General features: G+C 36.3%; 18 protein-coding genes. 14 read left to right on the top strand and 4 right to left on the bottom strand.

The window, feature by feature from the left end; all coding sequences use genetic code 11:
* Positions 1-137: 137 nt before the first annotated feature.
* The gene (locus tag NLF99_RS07285) at positions 138-725 is read left to right on the top strand and encodes an ankyrin repeat domain-containing protein (RefSeq protein ID WP_185212448.1); all 588 of its coding nucleotides are present in this window, start codon (positions 138-140) and stop codon (positions 723-725) included.
* A gap of 30 nt (positions 726-755) precedes the next feature.
* On the opposite strand, the gene NLF99_RS07280 is transcribed toward NLF99_RS07285, so the two are convergent.
* The gene (locus NLF99_RS07280; RefSeq protein ID WP_254527418.1) at positions 756-1109 is read right to left on the bottom strand and encodes a hypothetical protein; all 354 of its coding nucleotides are present in this window, start codon (positions 1107-1109) and stop codon (positions 756-758) included.
* A 32-nt stretch (positions 1110-1141) separates the two neighbouring features.
* A complete protein-coding gene (locus NLF99_RS07275) occupies positions 1142-1369 on the bottom strand; it encodes a hypothetical protein (RefSeq protein WP_254527417.1) in 228 nt (75 codons plus the stop codon).
* A gap of 273 nt (positions 1370-1642) precedes the next feature.
* Between NLF99_RS07275 and NLF99_RS07270 the strand changes: the two genes are divergently transcribed.
* Positions 1643-2299 (top strand): suppressor of fused domain protein, encoded by a 657-nt coding sequence (locus NLF99_RS07270; RefSeq protein ID WP_254527416.1) that lies wholly within the window; start codon positions 1643-1645, stop codon positions 2297-2299.
* Positions 2300-2320: 21 nt separating this feature from the next.
* Positions 2321-3985 (top strand): AarF/ABC1/UbiB kinase family protein, encoded by a 1665-nt coding sequence (locus NLF99_RS07265; protein WP_254527415.1) that lies wholly within the window; start codon positions 2321-2323, stop codon positions 3983-3985.
* Positions 3986-4118: 133 nt separating this feature from the next.
* Here NLF99_RS07265 and NLF99_RS07260 read toward each other — a convergent pair whose 3' ends face one another.
* Together NLF99_RS07260 and NLF99_RS07255 are read right to left on the bottom strand one after the other, a co-directional pair.
* Positions 4119-5855, bottom strand: a complete 1737-nt coding sequence (locus tag NLF99_RS07260) for a thiamine pyrophosphate-dependent enzyme (RefSeq protein ID WP_254527414.1) — start codon at positions 5853-5855, stop codon at positions 4119-4121.
* Positions 5856-6017: 162 nt separating this feature from the next.
* Positions 6018-6917: a DUF3078 domain-containing protein gene (locus NLF99_RS07255; protein WP_254527413.1), complete on the bottom strand. Its 900-nt coding sequence runs from the start codon at positions 6915-6917 to the stop codon at positions 6018-6020.
* A 369-nt stretch (positions 6918-7286) separates the two neighbouring features.
* Here NLF99_RS07255 and NLF99_RS07250 point away from each other — a divergent pair, with 369 nt between their 5' ends.
* The 11 genes from NLF99_RS07250 to NLF99_RS07200 all read left to right on the top strand — a co-directional run bounded on the left by NLF99_RS07250 (position 7287) and on the right by NLF99_RS07200 (position 19048).
* A complete protein-coding gene (locus tag NLF99_RS07250; protein ID WP_185212442.1) occupies positions 7287-7712 on the top strand; it encodes a BT0820 family HAD-type phosphatase in 426 nt (141 codons plus the stop codon).
* Positions 7713-8179: 467 nt separating this feature from the next.
* Positions 8180-9337, top strand: coding sequence for an MraY family glycosyltransferase (locus NLF99_RS07245; protein WP_254527412.1), 1158 nt, complete (start codon positions 8180-8182; stop codon positions 9335-9337).
* A gap of 14 nt (positions 9338-9351) precedes the next feature.
* The gene (locus NLF99_RS07240) at positions 9352-10311 is read left to right on the top strand and encodes an NAD-dependent epimerase/dehydratase family protein (RefSeq protein ID WP_185212440.1); all 960 of its coding nucleotides are present in this window, start codon (positions 9352-9354) and stop codon (positions 10309-10311) included.
* Positions 10312-10355: 44 nt separating this feature from the next.
* Positions 10356-11810 carry a lipopolysaccharide biosynthesis protein gene (locus tag NLF99_RS07235; RefSeq protein ID WP_254527411.1) on the top strand — a complete coding sequence of 485 codons (1455 nt, stop codon included), beginning with the start codon at positions 10356-10358 and terminating at the stop codon, positions 11808-11810.
* Between the two features lie 8 nt (positions 11811-11818).
* The gene (gene wzx / locus NLF99_RS07230) at positions 11819-13228 is read left to right on the top strand and encodes an O-unit flippase-like protein (protein ID WP_254527410.1); all 1410 of its coding nucleotides are present in this window, start codon (positions 11819-11821) and stop codon (positions 13226-13228) included.
* Positions 13225-14118 (top strand): glycosyltransferase family A protein, encoded by an 894-nt coding sequence (locus tag NLF99_RS07225; protein WP_254527409.1) that lies wholly within the window; start codon positions 13225-13227, stop codon positions 14116-14118. Before wzx ends, NLF99_RS07225 begins: the two co-directional genes overlap by 4 nt.
* 116 nt (positions 14119-14234) lie before the next feature.
* Complete coding sequence (locus NLF99_RS07220; protein ID WP_254527408.1) at positions 14235-15257, top strand: glycosyltransferase family A protein; 1023 nt, start codon at positions 14235-14237, stop codon at positions 15255-15257.
* A gap of 48 nt (positions 15258-15305) precedes the next feature.
* The gene (locus NLF99_RS07215) at positions 15306-16406 is read left to right on the top strand and encodes a glycoside hydrolase family 99-like domain-containing protein (protein ID WP_185212430.1); all 1101 of its coding nucleotides are present in this window, start codon (positions 15306-15308) and stop codon (positions 16404-16406) included.
* Positions 16407-16467: 61 nt separating this feature from the next.
* Positions 16468-17550, top strand: a complete 1083-nt coding sequence (locus NLF99_RS07210; RefSeq protein WP_185216636.1) for a DegT/DnrJ/EryC1/StrS aminotransferase family protein — start codon at positions 16468-16470, stop codon at positions 17548-17550.
* Between the two features lie 3 nt (positions 17551-17553).
* Positions 17554-18195, top strand: coding sequence for a NeuD/PglB/VioB family sugar acetyltransferase (locus NLF99_RS07205; RefSeq protein ID WP_185212426.1), 642 nt, complete (start codon positions 17554-17556; stop codon positions 18193-18195).
* A gap of 130 nt (positions 18196-18325) precedes the next feature.
* Entirely contained in the window at positions 18326-19048 is a 723-nt protein-coding gene (locus tag NLF99_RS07200) for a WbqC family protein (RefSeq protein ID WP_254771280.1), read from the top strand.
* Positions 19049-19059 lie beyond the last annotated feature (11 nt).

Raw genomic sequence — 19059 nt, 5'->3', positions numbered from 1 at the left:
ATGAGCTTATTATTGAAGTTAATAAATTCAATGAAGATTGGATTGATAGAGACTGTTTAATAGAAGGTTTTGAAATATTAATAACTGGCAATAAAGTTGTTTGTTCAAAATCTGAATAAATACAATGAAAAGCAAAAATGAAAATAGGATCAGAGATTGAAAGTGCAGTAAGGCGGGGAGATACTGTCTACCTTGAAAAGAACCTCATTGATAGTCAAGTTAATGACGTTAATGAACAGTCGCAAAACCTATTAATGATTGCGACCTATCAGAATGATTATCCAACGGCAGCTTTTTTGGTTAAGCGGGGAGCGGATCCCAACCAACAAGATGAGCTGTTGAACAGTCCCTTTCTATATGCTGCAGCATCAGGATATTTAGATTTAGTAAAATTGTACCTTGCCTATGGGGCGCGTTTTGATGTTTTTAACCGATTTAACGGTACGGCATTGATTCCAGCTGCTGAAAAGGGATATGTTGATGTAGTTCGGTTATTATGTCACACGAAGAACTTTCCAATAAACCATATTAACAAATTAGGTTGGACTGCATTGTTAGAGGCTGTTATTCTTGGGGATGGCAGCAAGGATTATGTGGATATTGTAAATATACTTTTGAAGGGCGGAGCCGATAAGTCTATCGCTGATAAAGATGGGGTATCTGCTTTGGAACATGCTGAACAGAAAGGCTTCTCTGATATCGTCGAAATATTACAGATGTATTAATCAAATATAAACATTCATAAAAGGGCTGGATCATGTTATTTTCTTGATTACTTTTTCGACTCTTTTTCGTTTACTGTCTTTTTCGATTTCCTCTAATCTGCCCGATAAAGTTTCGGTAAATTTCTTGGAATATGGTGATTTTATTTTAGTACTGACCAGCTCAGCGTACATTGCTAATTGGTTTGTAGGGCATTGCGATAATTGTTTGATGATTGCATTGAAAGCAAGTTCCTGGTATGGTGGGAGGCTTGTTAGATTGGTTAATATGGCGACATAATTGTCCCTGGTGATCACGGAACCTTGTTCTACCGCATTTTCAAGTGTCATGATGTTATTTGCGATATGATCGGCCTCAAGCAGGGATATGGTTTTTAATGCTGTCATAGCTCCCCATTGAAGTCTGTTGTTTTTACTTTTTAAGGCATCCATAAAATCATTACAATAAGGATTTGAGGTGATATTTCTCCTATCTCATAAAGAACTTTGATGCTGTCATTCTGTAAGTCTTTTTGTTTGCCCTGGATTAATTGGAATAGTTCCTCAATAGCATTTTTATCATTGTTTTGAGCTATTTCTTGAGCCAATAGAATGTTAGGTTCTTCATCGCGTCTTCCTAACACAGATGCTAATCTATCTTTTATCATGTTTTCAAGGTTTGATGGTGTAATTTATGGGAAATACAGAAGAGATTCCCATTTAGAATGAAATTTTACATTACTGAAAATCCGGTTAATTTTTGGATTATGATTTTCGATTATTAACTTATAACCAATTGAAAACTGAACATTTCTTGAATCATGCATTTGAATGAGTGGCTTGATTTTAGATGTATTTCAAGGAATAATCTAGGGAAAGCATTCCTATTTGTAAATAAGCTCAAACAATTGAGTGTGTAATGTATTAATTAAGTAAGCAATATGACTAAAGAAGAATATTTATCGAAATATAACGAGGAAGATACGGTAGGTTGGACCGCAATCGATGAACAGCTAACTACAGTGTATCCAGGAATTGAACCTAGGCATTATGGACCATTATGTGGTTTGCATTTTGCCGCAGGCGGAACCGATCCTATTGACGGTATAAGCGTATATGATAATAGGCAAGATCCAGCCCATTTACATTTAGTTACGTACGGTATGAGTGAACTTTACTATAATCCTGAAATGGCGAGTAGTGAATTTAGTAAATGGGGTTTTGAATTCACCTTTAGGTTGGTACCTTTTGCTGAAGATCAAGGTGATCCAGGATGGGCGATGCAGGTTTTCAATAATCTGGCCCGATATGTTTACCAGAGTGGAAGATGGTTTGAAGAGAATCAGTTCATTCCGGCAAAGGGTCCAATCCGATTAAATACAGACACAGCAATTGTTGGTTTTGTCACCACTCTTGACCCTCAATTAGGGCGGATCAATACAGCGCATGGAGAGGTGTCTTTTATCCAATTGGTAGGAGTTACGCAAAAAGAACTTGACTTTCTAATGGAGGCAGCTTCCACCCAAAAGGTTGCTGATTTTATTAGTGAAATGAAAATGGGTAATCCATTGTTGGTTACGGATTTAAATAGGAAATAAAAAGGCATCATAAATATCAATATGAAGCATATCAATGGTTTTCAAAAGATAAAGCGTGTTGGACAAATTCTAAAAATCCTTTCGAAACATGGATTTGATGAAGTTGTCTCCAGGTCCAATCTTGATAGGATATTGCCAGATAGTTTCTTGTTCTGGAATAATCATGCTCGAAAGGTATTTGAGGAAGATTTTAATGTAAGGGTCCGACTAGCTATTGAAGAATTGGGTCCAACATTTATTAAGTTGGGGCAATTACTGAGCAATCGCCCAGATATTATTCCCAAAGACCTACAGGAGGAGCTAATAAAACTGCAGGATGAAGTTGCTTTAGAAGGTATTGATATCCGAAAAAGGTTGGCCGATGAATTAGAGGTTGACCTTGATGAACATTTTATCTCCATTGATGAAATTCCTATAGCTTCAGCCTCAATTGCTCAGGTCTATCGAGCTACTTTAAAAAATGGTAAAGAGGTTGTATTAAAGGTAAAAAGAGAGGAAATTGACGAGGTCATTCAAGCTGACCTGGATTTTATCAAAGATTTAGTCAAGCTACTTCAGCGGAAATATGAAGTAGTCTATAAAATGAACCTTTATCAAATCGTTCTTTCTTTTGAAAGTTCCCTGTTGAATGAGCTTTCGTTTACCAATGAAATAAATAATATCGAGCGGTTTAGAAGAAACTTCAAAGAGAACAAGGATGTTTATGTTCCTAAAGTTTATAGGAAATTTAGTACAGATACCTTGATCTGCATGGAGTTTATAGATGGCGTAAAGGTTAATGATCAAGAAGGATTTAAGCAATATGGGCTATATCCAAAGTCGGTTTTGCAAAATGTATTAGATCTCTATTTAGAACAGGTGCTGATGCACGGTTTCTTCCATGCCGATCCCCATCCCGGAAATGTTTTTGTCAACCATCGTGGTCAGATCGTTTTTATAGACTTTGGCGCCATGGGATTTATGATTCCAGAGGATAGAAAGATCATAGAGGCCATGGTTCTTGATTTTCTGGCAAACGATGCCAAAAGTTTGATAAAAAACATAAAGAGACTTTCTGTAGCCCACCATATTGAAGATGAAAGGCGGTTGGAAAGAGATGCTTATGAAATATTTGAGATGATCAAGCAAAATGCCCTTGATGACATTGATATTTCAGTGATGTTGCAAAAATTAAATATCGTTTTGCAAAGTAATCATATCTTATTGCCAGATTTTGTTTACCTCTTGCTTCGTGGAGTTTCAATATTAGAGGGTACAGGTCGACAATTAGATGCTGATCTCAATGTGCCTGAGAGTATTGAACCCTTTGCCAAAAAGATAGCGGCTGAGAAATTTTCTTCAGAATATATTTTAGGGCAATTGAAGGAGAAAGCCAAATTTGCCAAGGATGTCCTGACTGAAGTGCCTTTGGATCTGTTGACCATTTTAGAAAAGGTAAAAGAGGACAAAATAACCGTAAACCACAAAATGCAAGATTTTGATAATCTTCAATTGATCCTGCATAGGATGGGAAATAAATTTTTGCTGTCCATTTTGGCAATGACCTTTGGAGTTGGGGCAAGTATCCTTGCGCATGGAAGGGTTGGTTATCTGATCTGGGGTATTCCTGTACTTTCGTGGTTTGGCTTTATCATGAGTTTTATCTTATGTTTCGCCTTGTTGAGCCATTTGTATAAGAGTAAATAGTATTTAGACACAAGACACAAGACATGAGACATGAGACAATTGTCAATTGTCCATCCCTAAATAGGGTTGACTGTTTAATACTTTTTGAAGGATAATAGGAAAGGGCAAACTGATAGTTTGCCCTATTTTATTTTTAGAATATGCTTTTTAAGTGTTTGTAGTTTGACTTAATGGTTTCAAAGACTTCGTCCATCCGGCCGCCAAGGATCAGTTTTCCCATACTTTCTGTCATGCCCACGACTTGATTTGCGCTGATGTGGGAAGGCATTGCCAATGCGCTAGGGTTGGTGAAGATGTTCAATAGGAATGGACCATCGACGCGTAAAGTTTCCGCGATGACCGAATCTACCTCTTCTGGCTTATGGATATTGATAGCTGGGATGCCGAAGGCTTCAGCAACCTTAGCGAAGTCCGGGTTTTCCATATCAGTTTGATTATCAACCAAACCAGCTACTTGCATTTCAAGTTTTACCATACCTAAAGCTCTATTATTAAAAACAATAAGCTTTATGGGAAGATTATATTGTTTTATGGTTGCTAAATCTCCTAACAACATCGAAAGGCCACCATCGCCGCACATAGCTATGACCTGTCTTTCAGGATGGGCTAATGCCGCTCCAATTGCCATAGGCATGGCATTGGCCATGCTACCATGATTAAAGGATCCAAGCATCTTCCGGTCGCCTGTTTGCTGTATATACCTAGCACCCCATACACAGGTCATTCCAGTATCAAGGGTAAAGATGGCATTAGGGCTAGCATGTTTGTTGATCACATCGGCAACAAATTCAGGTTGTATGGCATCTTTTGTGCCTATATCGTCAACATACTCATGAAGGTTATCCTGTACTTTCTTTGCGAAATTGCCCAATGAGTCCAGAAAGGCGCTGTCCACTTTTTCCTCTAAAAGTGGTAATAAAGCGAGTATGGTTTCTCGGATATCGCCTACTGCCGCGAGATCGAGCTTACATCTTCTGCCGAGCCTTTCTTCCGCTGTATCGATCTGGATTATTTTGTTGTCGGTTGGCATAAAATCATCATATGGCATATCAGTACCTAACAATAGCAGTACATCCGCTTCTTTCATCGCTTGGTAGCAGGAAGGGATGCCTAAAAGACCAGTCATTCCCACATCATAGGGAGCAGGCAGTTGGGCATTCATTTTTCCCCGAAAGCTATAGCCTACTGGTGCTTTTAGTTTCTGTGCCAGGAGCTGTAATTCTTGCCTAGCACCTATAGCGCCAATTCCAGCATAAAGAGTGATTTTCGATCCTTTATTTAGGAGGTCAGCAATTTTTTGAAGTTCAGTGTCCGAGGGTCTGATTAAAGGGTTACATCGGAAAATTTGGGTTGAGGTTATTGATTCTTTGGCCTTTAATTTAGAAACATCGCCCGGTAACCCGATGACACTGACTCCCTTTTGAGAGATTGCATGCTGAATTGCAGATTGAATGATACGAGGAGCCTGTTCGGCCGTAGTAATCAATTGGTTGTACCCACTACAGTCATCAAATAGTTTATAGGTGTTTGTTTCTTGGAAATAGCTGGTTCCCATTTGATTTGTTGGAATGGTTGATGCAATCACTAACATAGGTACATGCGCACGATGGGCTTCATAAACCCCATTGATTAAATGCACATGTCCGGGTCCACAGCTTCCTGCACAGCATGCTAAACCATCCAACTCTGCCTCAGCGGCAGCGGCATAAGCTCCAACCTCCTCATGCCTGACATGGATCCATTGGATTCTACCATCTTTTCTAATTGCTTCATTGAAAAAGTTCAAACTATCACCTGTTACTGCATATACTCGTTTAACTCCCGCTTCAACGAGCATTTCTACCAATTGTTCTGCAACTATTTTAGCCATTTTGAATAAGATTTTATGTTATATTTCCTTTATTAAACAACAGGTTTTCAGTCTTTTGGTTTCTTGAAACTTAAAAATATTCGAAACAGAAGTAGGATAAGGGCACAAAAAAAGCGGCCATTTAGCCGCCTTTAATAAATTTATTAATTTTCTGTAAGGTTCTTAAAACTTATAAGTCACACCCGCACCAAGGATCTGTCTTACTTGTAATCCTGGGCCTTTGGTGCCATCGCTTTTAGGAACATTCACGTTGTCATCATATACCAGTTGAACGGCCGCATTTACTGATATGAACCTATTTACCTGTAGATTTAGGTTTGCTAAATAGTCTACATCAATATTTTGTGGATCTTGAAGATAATTAGAGTATAATTTCAGGATGGTTTCAAAAGTAATGTTTTCCATTAACCCGACTTTATAGTAAGCATCTAAAGCTGCACCAAATTCGTTTCTTGAGAATTTATCTGGATCAACACCGTAATCTGGTCTTAGGCTTTCAGCTCCCACCATCACAAACCTTGCAGATGCCGGAGAGATATTGATTTTGAAATTGTCTGATTCTTTGAAAGCCATACCTGGACCGAAACTTAAATATGCAGGAGCAAATGGGGCAGAAATCTTTCTTCCTCTAATCTGATCCTTATATTCATAACCATTTGCAAATTGGGTATTGAAGTTCATGAAAAAGGTGTAATACCATTTTTCAGCAGCTTGGTAGCCTAGTAAACTGTTAATAGCGAAACGGTCATCGTTTTTTCTCCAATCTGTTTCTTTTTGGTAGGTCTGTCCATAGGCAGCGATCAATTTATTATCCCAATTCCATTTGTCTTTTTTGTAATTGAAATCGTAATTGAAAATCAGATTTCCAGCCAAGGAGTTTACACCACCCGCAGCCCAGTTTGAAAAGGAACTTTGGTTTAATAGAAAGGTGTTTTCACCCATGATGGTCCAAGTTTTGGTTGTGTCAATCTCTAGGTTTTCCTCACCTTCAGACTCTTGAGCTGAGACTTGCAAACTAAGGAAGGTAACAGCAGATAAAAAAGCAACTTTTAATACTTTCATGATTGATAATTATTTTGTGAATAGTTGTGAAATTTGCGGCGCTAAATTATTAAAACTTAATTTTTATCCAATGAGTGGCTGTGGGAGAAGGGGGTTCGGCTGGTTAAGGAAATTCAGGAAATCATAGGATAACTTTGATTTAAAGTCAATGGGGGTAGTTTATAAGGTTTTTAATGGTTGCCTAATTAAATTTTGAAAAAAATTAGGTATTGTAACTTTTACAAAATTATATTTTGAATAAAAGGATTTTTCATTATGAAAAAACGAACTGATTTTTCCCGAATTGGTCTTATAAATCTGTTTATGAGTTGACTGAAATCAGTAAGGTTTGGACTGGAATTTGTTGTAATAGATAAAAAATATTGAAAGATGGTAATTGCGGTTGATTTTGATGGAACCATTGTTGAGCATAGATACCCAAGGATTGGGAAACCCATTCCTTTTGCAATAGATATTTTGAAGCAATTACAGAATGAGCATCATATATTGATATTGTGGACGGTGAGGGAGGGTGAGTTGTTACAGGAGGCTATTGATTATTGTAAAGATCAAGGGTTGGAATTTTACGCACATAATTCGAATTTTCCTGAAGAGGACCGGAGTAAAGGTCCAAGAAAACTAAGTGCTGATTTATTTATTGATGACCGAAACTTTGGTGGGCTACCAGATTGGGGGATAATTTATCGGGCAATAAACAAAAAAATGGCACATGATCTAGCCTTTGATACGGATGCGGTTTTCGAAGAAGGCATTCGTCCCGCCAAGGTTTCAGCTTGGAAAAAGATCTTTAAATAATTTATTTATTAATTTAAATTTTCTATTTTTATAATATAATTATTGATTTCAGTTCCTTTTGCTGGGGTTATGGTATTAATTCCTTTGCAATAATCTAGATATTGTTCCATACCTCTAAATTATGGGTTTAATAATTGGCTTAATGGTATTAATTAGGGCTAAGTAAATTTGATAAGTCTTAGAAATTAGATGTTTAAGCACATAAATGAGGGTGTAAGGTTTGGGCTACAAATTGAGAAATATAAGGTGTGGATAGGCTTAATCAGTCGTTTGCCCTTTAAATATGTTATAAATTTGTTCCAAACAAATGCTCATTTTATAAAGCAAAATTAAATCGTTGGTTAGATATAGTGTTACTAAATCAGCTTTCAACTAAAGTCTAAAAAATTAAGTCGATGGAGTTTATCATTCTACTTGTTCCTTTCTTATTAGCCATATTTCTTGGGAAGATTATCATCCCATATATTATGCTTATAACATATAGGAAGAGGTTATTTGATCCCATCGATGCAAGAAAAGTCCACCAGAGTATTATCCCTAGATTAGGTGGAGTTGCATTTGTTCCCATTCAATGTTGTTTATTAGCCATTACCGTTGTATTAGTTTATAAGACTAATTTTGTCAATTTAGGCATTGTGACATGGGAAGTATTTCCGATGTTCATCATGTTAATTTGTGGTCTGGTAATTCTTTATATCATTGGGATAGCAGATGATTTAATTGGAGTAAGCTATAAATGGAAGTTTGTTGCACAGATTTTGGTAGCTACATTCTTTCCTCTAGCTGGATTATGGATCAATGATCTTTATGGATTGATGTTCCTAACTTATCTGCCAGCATGGGCTGGCATTCCGCTCACAATTTTTGCTGCTGTACTTATCATCAATGCGATCAATCTGATCGATGGTTTGGATGGATTATGTTCTGGCCTGGTTGGCGTTGGCTGTTTGGTATTAGGGACCTTATTTGCATTCTATCATGCCTGGATCCATGCCTTGTTAGCATTTATTACAACAGGTATTTTAATATCATTCTTCTATTACAATGTTTTTGGTGCATCCAAAAGGAGGAGAAGGATATTTATGGGTGATACAGGCAGTATGACCTTAGGATATACCATGGCATTTCTAGCCATTAGCTTTGCTATGAACAATAAGAGTATCAAGCCTTTTTCTGAAGGAGCTATTGTTGTAGCTTTCTCGACATTGATCGTTCCTGTTTTTGATGTAGCAAGGGTAATATTTATCAGATGGTACAAGGGCTTGCCTTTGTTCAAGGCAGATCGTAGCCATTTGCACCATAAATTACTTCGATCAGGTCTATCACATAAGAGTGCCATGATGAGTATCATTGGTCTCTCTTTGTTTTTCTGTGCTTTTAATATTATCACCGTTCAATTCATTAGCAATAATGTAGTTGTTCTTTTGGATCTTGTTTTGTGGTTCTTGTTTACATTGACTTTCAATTATTTTGTGAACAAAAGAAATGCTAAACTTGTTAATCAGGAAATGGAACAAGGAACGATAAAAGTAGAAACTGCTCAGTTTACTGAGGCTCAGGTTAAAGAGGTTAAAGCTGGGGAAGCTCCAGATGCAGTTTCAGTCACATTAATAAATAAAATATAACATTTAGATTTTAGATGAATATAGCTATTATCGGTGGTTCAGGTTTTGTTGGCACAAAGCTAATTGGAAACCTCATTGATACTCCCACACTAAACCTTATCAATATTGATAAACAACAAAGTTCTAGTTATCCACAGTTGACAAAAATTGCGAATGTTCTTGATAAAGTTCGATTAAAAGAGCTTTTGAAGGGCCAAGATGTGGTGATTTTGTTAGCAGCAGAGCATAGGGATGATGTTTCTCCGACGTCACTTTATTATGATGTGAATGTGGAAGGGATGAGGCATACCCTAGAAGCCATGGAAGCTAATGGTGTTAGCAGGCTGATCTTTACCAGTTCTGTAGCGGTTTATGGCTTGGATAAGGATAATCCGGATGAATCTTTTCCTGCGGATGCATTTAACCATTACGGTAAGAGTAAATGGGAGGCTGAGCAGGTTCTTCAAGAGTGGTATAAGACCCATGCTGACTGGAACATCAATATCGTTCGCCCTACAGTGATCTTTGGAGAAGGTAACAGAGGGAATGTTTTTAACCTGTTGAATCAAATTGCATCAGGTAAATTCATGATGATCGGTGATGGAAAAAATCAAAAGTCTATGTCCTATGTTGGGAATGTCGTTGCATTTCTAGAATTCTTGATTCAACATAAGCGAGAGGGTTATAATGTATATAACTATGTAGACAAGCCCGATTTTACTACCAATGATTTGGTTTATCATACTGGTGAGATTTTGGGTAAAAAGATTCCGACTACCCATATCCCTTACTGGATCGGGATGCTAGGAGGTTACGGCTTTGATGTATTGGCATTTTTAAGCCGGAAAAAATTGACGATCAGTTCTGTTCGCGTGAAGAAATTCTGTGCAGTTACTAAATATGATTCTACAAAAGCGATGTCTTCAGGTTTTGTTCCCCCATATTCTATGGAGGAAGGCTTAAGGAGAATGTTGAATGCAGAATTCGGGAAATAATATAAAATCATAATTTTATATTAAAAATTTTGAAACTATAAAGCATGGGGCTTAAAGAGCAAGCTGCTAAAGGAGTATTTTGGGTTTTTGCTGAACAGTTTGGTTCGCAACTGATCGGTTTTGTCATAAACCTGGTTTTAGCAAGAGTTTTATTGCCATCTGATTTTGGAACAATTGCTTTGTATGGGGTAATTATGAGTGTATCCGCTGTTTTGGTAAACGGGGGATTGACAAATAGCCTTATACGAAGTCAAGATGTCGACCAAAGGGATATGTCCACTGTGTTCTGGTTCAATTTTGGTGTCAGTGTTATCCTGTACTGCATCATCTTTTTTACCGCTCCACTTGTTGCCGCTTTTTATGAAATCCCAGTTCTTACAGGATTAATCAGGACTTATGCCATCATCTTAATCATTGATTCCTTTGCGGCAGTTCAAGCGACGAAGGTCATTAAAGAGATGAATTTCAAAAGGGCGTTCAAGATTCAGTTACCATCCATGCTGGCTGGCGGTGCATCTGGGATTTTCTTTGCGACCCATGGGTTCGGTGTCTGGTCACTGATCTATTCTTCCCTAGTTCAAAACTTTGTTTATACATTACAATATTGGTTGTATAGTGATTGGAGGCCTTCTTTTGTCTTTGATAAAGAGAAATTCAAATACCATTTTTCCTTTGGTGTGAAATTGACCGCTTCGTCATTGTTGGATACGATTTTCAATAATTTGTACAACATTATCATTGGTAAGAAGTTTTCTCCAACCCAATTGGGTTATTATAATAGGGCTGATTCATTAAAGCAATTGCCGATTACAAATATAGCTGGGGCTTTAAATAGGGTTACATTTCCACTGTTTGCCAAGCTAGCCCATGATGATGCTGCATTGAAAAAATATTATCAAAGTATTATTTTGGTTGTGATCTTTCTGATAGCTCCATTGTCAGTTTTAATGGTTGTAGTTGCAGAACCTTTGATCCGGTTTTTATTGACAGATAAATGGTTGCCTTCTGTCCAATACTTTCAAATCTTATCAATAGGAGGGATTTTTTATCCAATCCATGCCTATAACCTGAATATCTTGCAGGCAAAAGGTAGGTCCGACCTTTACTTGAAAATCGAGGTTTTCAAAAAGATAGTTATTGTTTCGGTCATTTTATGCTGTTTGCCATTCGGTATGATTGGTTTAGTCTGGGGTAGTGTTATTATTTCAGTCATTACGGTTTTCATAAATACCCATTACACTTCTAAGTTTATTAATTACCCTATTTGGAGACAATTTGCTGATTTGTTGCCGAGTATTATCAGGGCGTTAATTGTAGGTGGGCTCGTTTTCCTAATTGACCAATATTTACTTATAAATTACCACGATTTAATTCGTTTGATAATATCTGTTTCCATATATTTGTGTACTTATTTTGGCGTTGCTTATCTATTAAAGACTAAGGAATTGGCTATATTAATTGACTTAATTAAAGGTAGCCGCAAGAATAAAGAGACTTAAACAACTTTATGGGCGTTAAATTGACCAAAAAGGATGTTATTTGGAGTTATTTAGCGCAATTTTTTGGAATAGCTTCAGGTATTTTCATCCTTCCTATTATTTTAAGATTACTTTCAACAGAGGAAATTGCATTAAACTACTTGATTGGATCCTTGGGGTCCATGGTTGCTTTGTTCGATTTTGGTTTTGCACCGCAGTTCGGAAGGAATATTACCTATGTATTTAGTGGGGCCCAAGAAATTCAAAAAAAGGGTATCCAAGATGTAAATGGATTAGGAGAGATTAATTATAATCTTCTCGCCAATATGATCAATACGGCTAAATTCGTGTATCTACGGATTGCTATTTTTTCTGGGATAGTTCTTTGTACGTTTGGGACCTGGTATATCTACAGTGTCACCAACGGTTTTACAAGTGTGAACCATGTGATCTGGATTTGGATATTTACCATTATTTCCATCTTTCTGAGTTTCTATTTTACCTATTTTGATTCTTTATTGATAGGACGAGGATTGATCCGCAAAGCCAAAATTGCCGGGATCATCTCCAAAGTTGTCTATATTTCTCTAGCCATCTCCTTTTTGTACATGGGCTATGGACTTTTTGGAGTGGCGATTTCCAGTCTATGTTCCACCTTTGTATATAGATTCATTTCTTACCGGTTCTTTTATGACCGTGATTTCAAAGAAAAGCTGAAAGGGATAAAACCAAAGCCTGAAGAAAGAAAGGATTTGTTTCTAAAGATTTGGCACAATTCAAGTAGATTGGGATTGGTGTTTATCTCTGCATATGCCATAAATAACCTCAGTATGTTTTTAGCAGGTTTATACCTGAGCAGTGAGGAGGTCGCATCTTATGGTCTGTTAATCCAATTGGTGGGTATTATAGGGGTGGTTTCAGGAACATTGATCAACAGTTATAACCCTACATTTGCTTCGCTGCGAATCTCAGGGAAATCAAAGGAGGTGATGCAAACTTTCTCCTTTGCATTGTTCGTGTATCTTTCCTTATTCATTATGGGGGCCTCTTTTTTGATTTTCTTGGGCCCAATGGTACTTGAATTTATAGGTTCTAATGCAGTTTTGCCAAATGCCTATATCATGATGGCATATTGTTTAGTTGTCATTTTAGAAAATAACCATTCCAACTTTGGAACTTTGATAGTGACCAAAAATGAAGTTCCTTTTTTGAAGTCGTCCATCATTGCAGGATTTTTTGTTGCAATCGGTGATTTCCTGGTTCTAAATTATCTTTCGTTTGGAGTTTTAGGGTTAATTCTAGTCCAAGGGATAGTACAATTGGCTTATGCGAATTGGAAGTGGCCACTACTGGTATGTCAAGAGTTTTCAACCAGCTATTTGAAGATTTTGCGCCTTGGTTATAAGGAAACCATTTTAAAAGTTAAGCTCCTGAGATGAACGAATTAGCAATAGTAATTCCTTATTTCAAGATTGATTATTTTGAAGAATGTATAAAATCTTTAGCTAACCAAAGCAATAAGAGGTTTTCTGTTTACATAGGAAACGATTTAAGTCCGGATGACCCTTTACCTATCATCGAAAAATATTTATCATCAGACCAGTATTTCTATTTCAATTATTCCGACAACTTAGGTGGGAAAAATTTGGCTTTTCAATGGATGAGAATTTTGACTGAGGTTAAAGAGCCTTGGTTTCAAATATTGGGTGATGACGATTCCATTTCCTCAAACTTTGTAGAAGAGTTTTATAAGAATTTAGCCTTCATCGATTCTTGCTGTCATGTGTTAAAATTTAATACAATCCTTGATTTTGTAGGTGACAAGGAAGTTAGGTTTTATAATGGATTTAGAACTGGTTACTATGACACCTATAATCTAATATTAAGAAAGATTGCGGGAGGACTGAACAGTAGCCTAAGTGAGCATGTTTTTAGGAGAGAAAGGTTTAATGATGTCGGTTTTGAAATTTATCCTCTAGCTTGGCACACAGATGATTTTTTGATCTTGAGTATGTCAGGATTCAATAAAATTTACTTCATCAGTGATTCCAGTGTGGTAGTGAGGGTTTTTAGAAACAGTACCTCCGGTTCTGAAAAGAATCACGTTGAAAAGTCGGATGCTACAAAAAAGTATTTGAAGGATTTTGCACAGCTATTGATCCATAGCAATAGGGGGGTCCAAGATAAGAGGGACTTTTTAATTGCAATAAGAAAGTATAAATTTGAAGTCGGGTTAGACTATATATCGGAGATTTATTCCTTGTTTGGTCTATTAGGTACTGTGTATTTTCGGTTATATTCAATTGGCTTAAGTTTAAAGATAAAATAAGGGTTTTCGGTAGAGTAAAAATTAGCATAGTTCTTTTGTGTGAATTATTAGAAAATTGTAATTAAAATATTGTCCTAATATTTTACAATTTATTAATATATCCCTATATTGGACCCATGATCCAAGTAACAGTAATTGTTCCGGTTTTTAATGTTGAAAAGTACATCAGAGAGTGTTTTGAGTCGGTTGCTCTTCAGAATTATCCTTATTTGACCTGCATGTTCATTGACGATGGGAGTACTGATGCAAGCTTTGATATTCTTCAAAAGAAAATTGATAGCTATAATGGACCAATCAATTTTAAGTTGCTCAAGAATGATAAAAACCTAGGGGCTTCAGGAACTAGGAATCGAGGGATCAGAGAAAGCCAGTCCGATTATATTTATTTCTTAGATAGTGATGATGCAATTTCTTCAACTTGTATCGATGAGTTGGTATACCATGTATTTAAACATCCAGGTGTCGATATCGTTCAAGGGGAAATTTTAAGTGAGGTTGCAAATATCAACCATGTTCTGAAAATCTCTGGTAAAGGATATCCAGATTATTCTTGTGACATACATTGGGTCCGGTCAAACATTTTCAATAGCTTACCTATTTCACCTTGCAATAAGCTTATTCGCTTGGATATCTTAAAGAGGCATGAAATCTACTTCATGGAGGGTATTGTGAATGAAGATGTGCTGTGGACCTATCATTTAAGGAAGTACATAAAAAGTTTAGCCTTCAATTTCAGAGAAACTTATTTCTATAGACATAATCCTAATTCAGTTACTATTTCTGTACAAAATGAAAGACGGAGATTAGTGGATCAGTTCTTTATTTTGGACAGTTTTCTTCAAGATATTGATTCAAGCTATAAGGAAGTTGACAATTTTGGAATTCTAAAACAGTATTCTCATGTGAAATTAATGACTATTTCTCCCGAAAATCAGGAATATTTTATTGCAAGTTTAAACACCTGTATTCGGAAGGCTTTGAACACCCAAGGAATTTTGAAATTTTATAAGCCATTTTTCTACTATTTAACCATTTCAGGCGCGATTTTTGGTAGATCCTTATTCATTTGGCGTAAATTTCTTGGTATTTTATTTAGGTACAATAAAGTTATTGAGAAACAGCGACTTAGGGAGATTTAATCAACAAAACTGAACTATTTTATTCATTTACCTATTAGTTAATACATCATGGGGAAAGTAAAGGCAATCGCATTCTATCTTCCACAATTTCATCCAATTAAAGAAAATGATGAATGGTGGGGGAAAGGTTTTACAGAATGGACAAATGTTGCAAAAGCAAAACCAATGTTTCCGGGACACTATCAACCACATATTCCTGCCGACTTGGGTTTCTACGACTTACGTCTTTCTGAGGCACGGATTGCGCAGGCAGATTTGGCAAAGAAATATGGTATTTCTGCGTTTTGTTATTGGCATTATTGGTTTGGGAATGGGCGCCGGATATTGGAACGGCCATTTCAAGAGGTTTTGGAATCGGGTACCCCAGATTTCCCTTTTTGTCTAGCCTGGGCAAATGAAACCTGGAGCGGAATCTGGCATGGTAATCCCAAAACTATTCTAGTTGAACAGGTTTATCCTGGAGAGCAAGATTATATCGATCATTTCAATAGCATATTACCTGCATTTAAGGACAAACGATATTTTAAGGTTGATGGGAAACCATTATTTATGGTTTATAAACCAATGGAAATTCCTGATTTGCCGTTGTTTGTTTCCACATTTAGAAGATTAGCTACCGAGAATGGTCTCGAAGGCATTCATTTAGTTGCGACTAATGTCGATCCAGATTGGGATACTGAAAAGTACGGATTTGATGCTCTAACTCCTGCGGTTCATACAAAGGATTCTTATTTAAGATCTGCAAATAAATTTGTTGACATATATAGGAGAGCGAAGACAAGTAGATTAAATAAGTATTATAAAAAAATATTTAAGCGTCCTGTTAGGATTTATAACTATAAGGATGCTATTCAAGAGTTTGATGAGAATTCGGGCAACAATATTTATTATCCAACCGTGATTCCAAATTGGGATAACAGCCCAAGAAGCGGATTAAATGGATTTATACTTCATGATTCTACGCCTGAACTATTTAAGAAGGCAATGGTCAATGCGGTCAAGATGGTGAAAAAATATGATCCCGAGAATCAGATCGTTTTTATTAAATCTTGGAATGAATGGGCTGAAGGCAACCATTTGGAGCCAGATTTAAAATTCGGTCATAAATATCTAGAGGTTGTAAAGGATGTCCTACAAACAAAAGATTAATTAAGGCTTTTCAATAAAAAAAGGTATCATTTATTTAATTTTCCAACTCGAAATTAATTAGATGATACCTGTAACAAAACCATTTTTACCTCCAATAGAAGATTATAAGCAATACTTGGACAGTATTTGGTCTAGGAATTGGCTTACAAATATGGGTCCTCTTGCCAGTAAACTGGAGATGGAGCTGAAGGATTATTTCGATGTAAACCATTTATTATATGTTACTAATGGTACAGTAGCACTTCAATTGGCAATCAAAGCCTTAGACTTAACCGGAGAAATCATAACCACCCCTTTTTCATTCGTTGCCACTACGTCTTCCATTGTTTGGGAGGGCTGTACACCTAAGTTTGTGGACATTGATCCTAAAACTTTGAATATAGACCCCAAAAAAATTGAAGAGGCAATCGGACCAGATACAAGTGCTATATTGGCTACCCATGTTTATGGAAATCCATGTGATGTTGAAGCTATTGAAAAAATTGCCAAAAAGCATAATTTAAAGGTGATATACGATGGGGCACATGCATTTGGAGTAAAAGTGAATGGTAAATCAATTTTTGAATATGGTGATATCAGTACTTGTAGTTTGCATGCCACAAAGCTTTATCACAGTATAGAAGGCGGATTGGTTGTTACAAAGGACCCAGATTTGTTGAAGAAAATCGCTTACATGAGAAATTTTGGAATCTCTGGATATAGCAGTTTTTCTGAATTGGGGTTAAACGGTAAAAATTCGGAATTCCATGCAGCCATGGGCTTGGTCAACTTTAAGTGGTTGGACAAGATTATCAGCCGACGCTTAGAAATAATACAGCGATATTCCGAAAATCTAAAGAATTTTAAAGCAACAGTACCCGTTTGGCATGAAAATTCAAACCAAAATGGTGCATATTTGGTTTATGTAATAGAATCAGAAGATCTATTATTAAAAATCAAATCCACTTTGGATACATTTGAAATTTTCACAAGAAGGTATTTTTACCCTAGCTTGTCTTCAAGTCTACCTTATCTTGATCCAGTATCAATGAAGGTTACTGATGACATAGCGAAAAGGGTTTTATGTTTACCATTGTACTATGAATTGACAGATGATGAGGTGGATTGGATTTGCCGCATTATTTTAAGAAGTCAAAACAATTAGTACATGTTAATATTTGGAGCCAAAGGCCTTGCAAAAGAAGTTTTGGAGGTTTGTTTGGAAACAGTAAATAAGAGTAATATCGTATTTTATGATGATGTATCATCTGATTTACCTGATAAGCTATATAATGAGTTTTTAGTCCTGCGAAACCTAAGTGAAGCAAGTGATTATTTTGCAAAGGTCGATAAGAAGTTTGTTTTAGGATTAGGTGGGCCATTATTAAGAGCTGGAGCGTTCAGAAAATTTGTTGAAGCAGGAGGGATACCCCATTCATTGATTTCCCAGACCAGTAAGATTGGTTCTTTTGGGGTGGAGGTTTCAGAAGGGGTAAATGTAATGTTGAATTCAGTCATTACCAATGATGTTAAGATTGGGAAAGGAGTTTTAATCAATCAAATGGCATCGATTGGACATGATGTGATAATTGATGACTTTGTTGAAGTATGCCCTGGAACTGCGATTTCAGGACATTGTAAAATAGGTGAATTGAGCTTCTTAGGAACAAATTGTACCATCCTGCCAAATGTCACAATCGGAAAGAGAGTGGTAGTAGGGGCAGGTTCAGTGATAAATAGAGATATTCCGGATGGCAGTACAGTTGTGGGTGTGCCAGGGAAAATAATAAAAACCAACAATTATTATTAAGGTTAATAGTTAGAATAAAATTTATAATTTAAAACAAATGTGATATGATATAAAAAGGGATATAGTACTCGAAAAAATCACACACACTAAACACACGCTAATAATAGTAACATCTTAGAACAAGTTCATTATGCTTAGAAAAAAAATAGGTATAATGCAGCCATATTTCTTTCCTTATTTAGGATATATCAGTTTGATCAAACATACTGATAGGTTTATTCTCTTGGACACCGTCCAATTCATTAGACGGGGTTGGATAGAAAGAAATCGGATTTTAAAGCAAAAGGAAGGATGGTTGTATATCCAGGTTCCATTGAAAAAAGAAAATGGAAGATCTACCTTAATTAAAGATTGTGTTTTAGATAACACTAAACCTTGGAAAGAGAAAATACTAGCACAATTTCAAATCTATAAGAAAATTGCGCCGAATTACGAGTTAGTGATGGATTTTTTGAGAAAGACATTTTCAAAAGATTTTGATAATATCACTTCATTGAACCGCCATGTCCTTACTGAAATATGTAAGTATTTGGATATGGAGCGTGATATATCAATTTTTTCAGAAATGGGAATTAAAATTGATCAACCTCAAGATTCAGATGAATGGGCATTAAATATCTGTAAAAGATTAGGAGCAAAGCTCACTTACATTAATCCTATTGGAGGTATGAGTTTCTTCGATCGAACAAAATATTTCAATGCTGATATTGATATGTATTTTCATCAAATCAATCTTCAGGAATATAAACAAGGATACAGAGAATTTGAACCAGGATTGTCCATTTTGGATGCGCTGATGTCCAATACAAAAGAAGAAATCCATAATATGTTAGATCAATTTGAATTTATTTAGATCCCCTTTAA

The organism is Sphingobacterium sp. LZ11T8 (genome assembly GCF_024261425.1).
In the GTDB taxonomy this organism is placed as follows: Bacteria; Bacteroidota; Bacteroidia; order Sphingobacteriales; family Sphingobacteriaceae; genus Sphingobacterium.
Note: the sequence above shows the minus strand (reverse complement) of the source record. Positions and strands in the feature narration are given on the sequence as shown.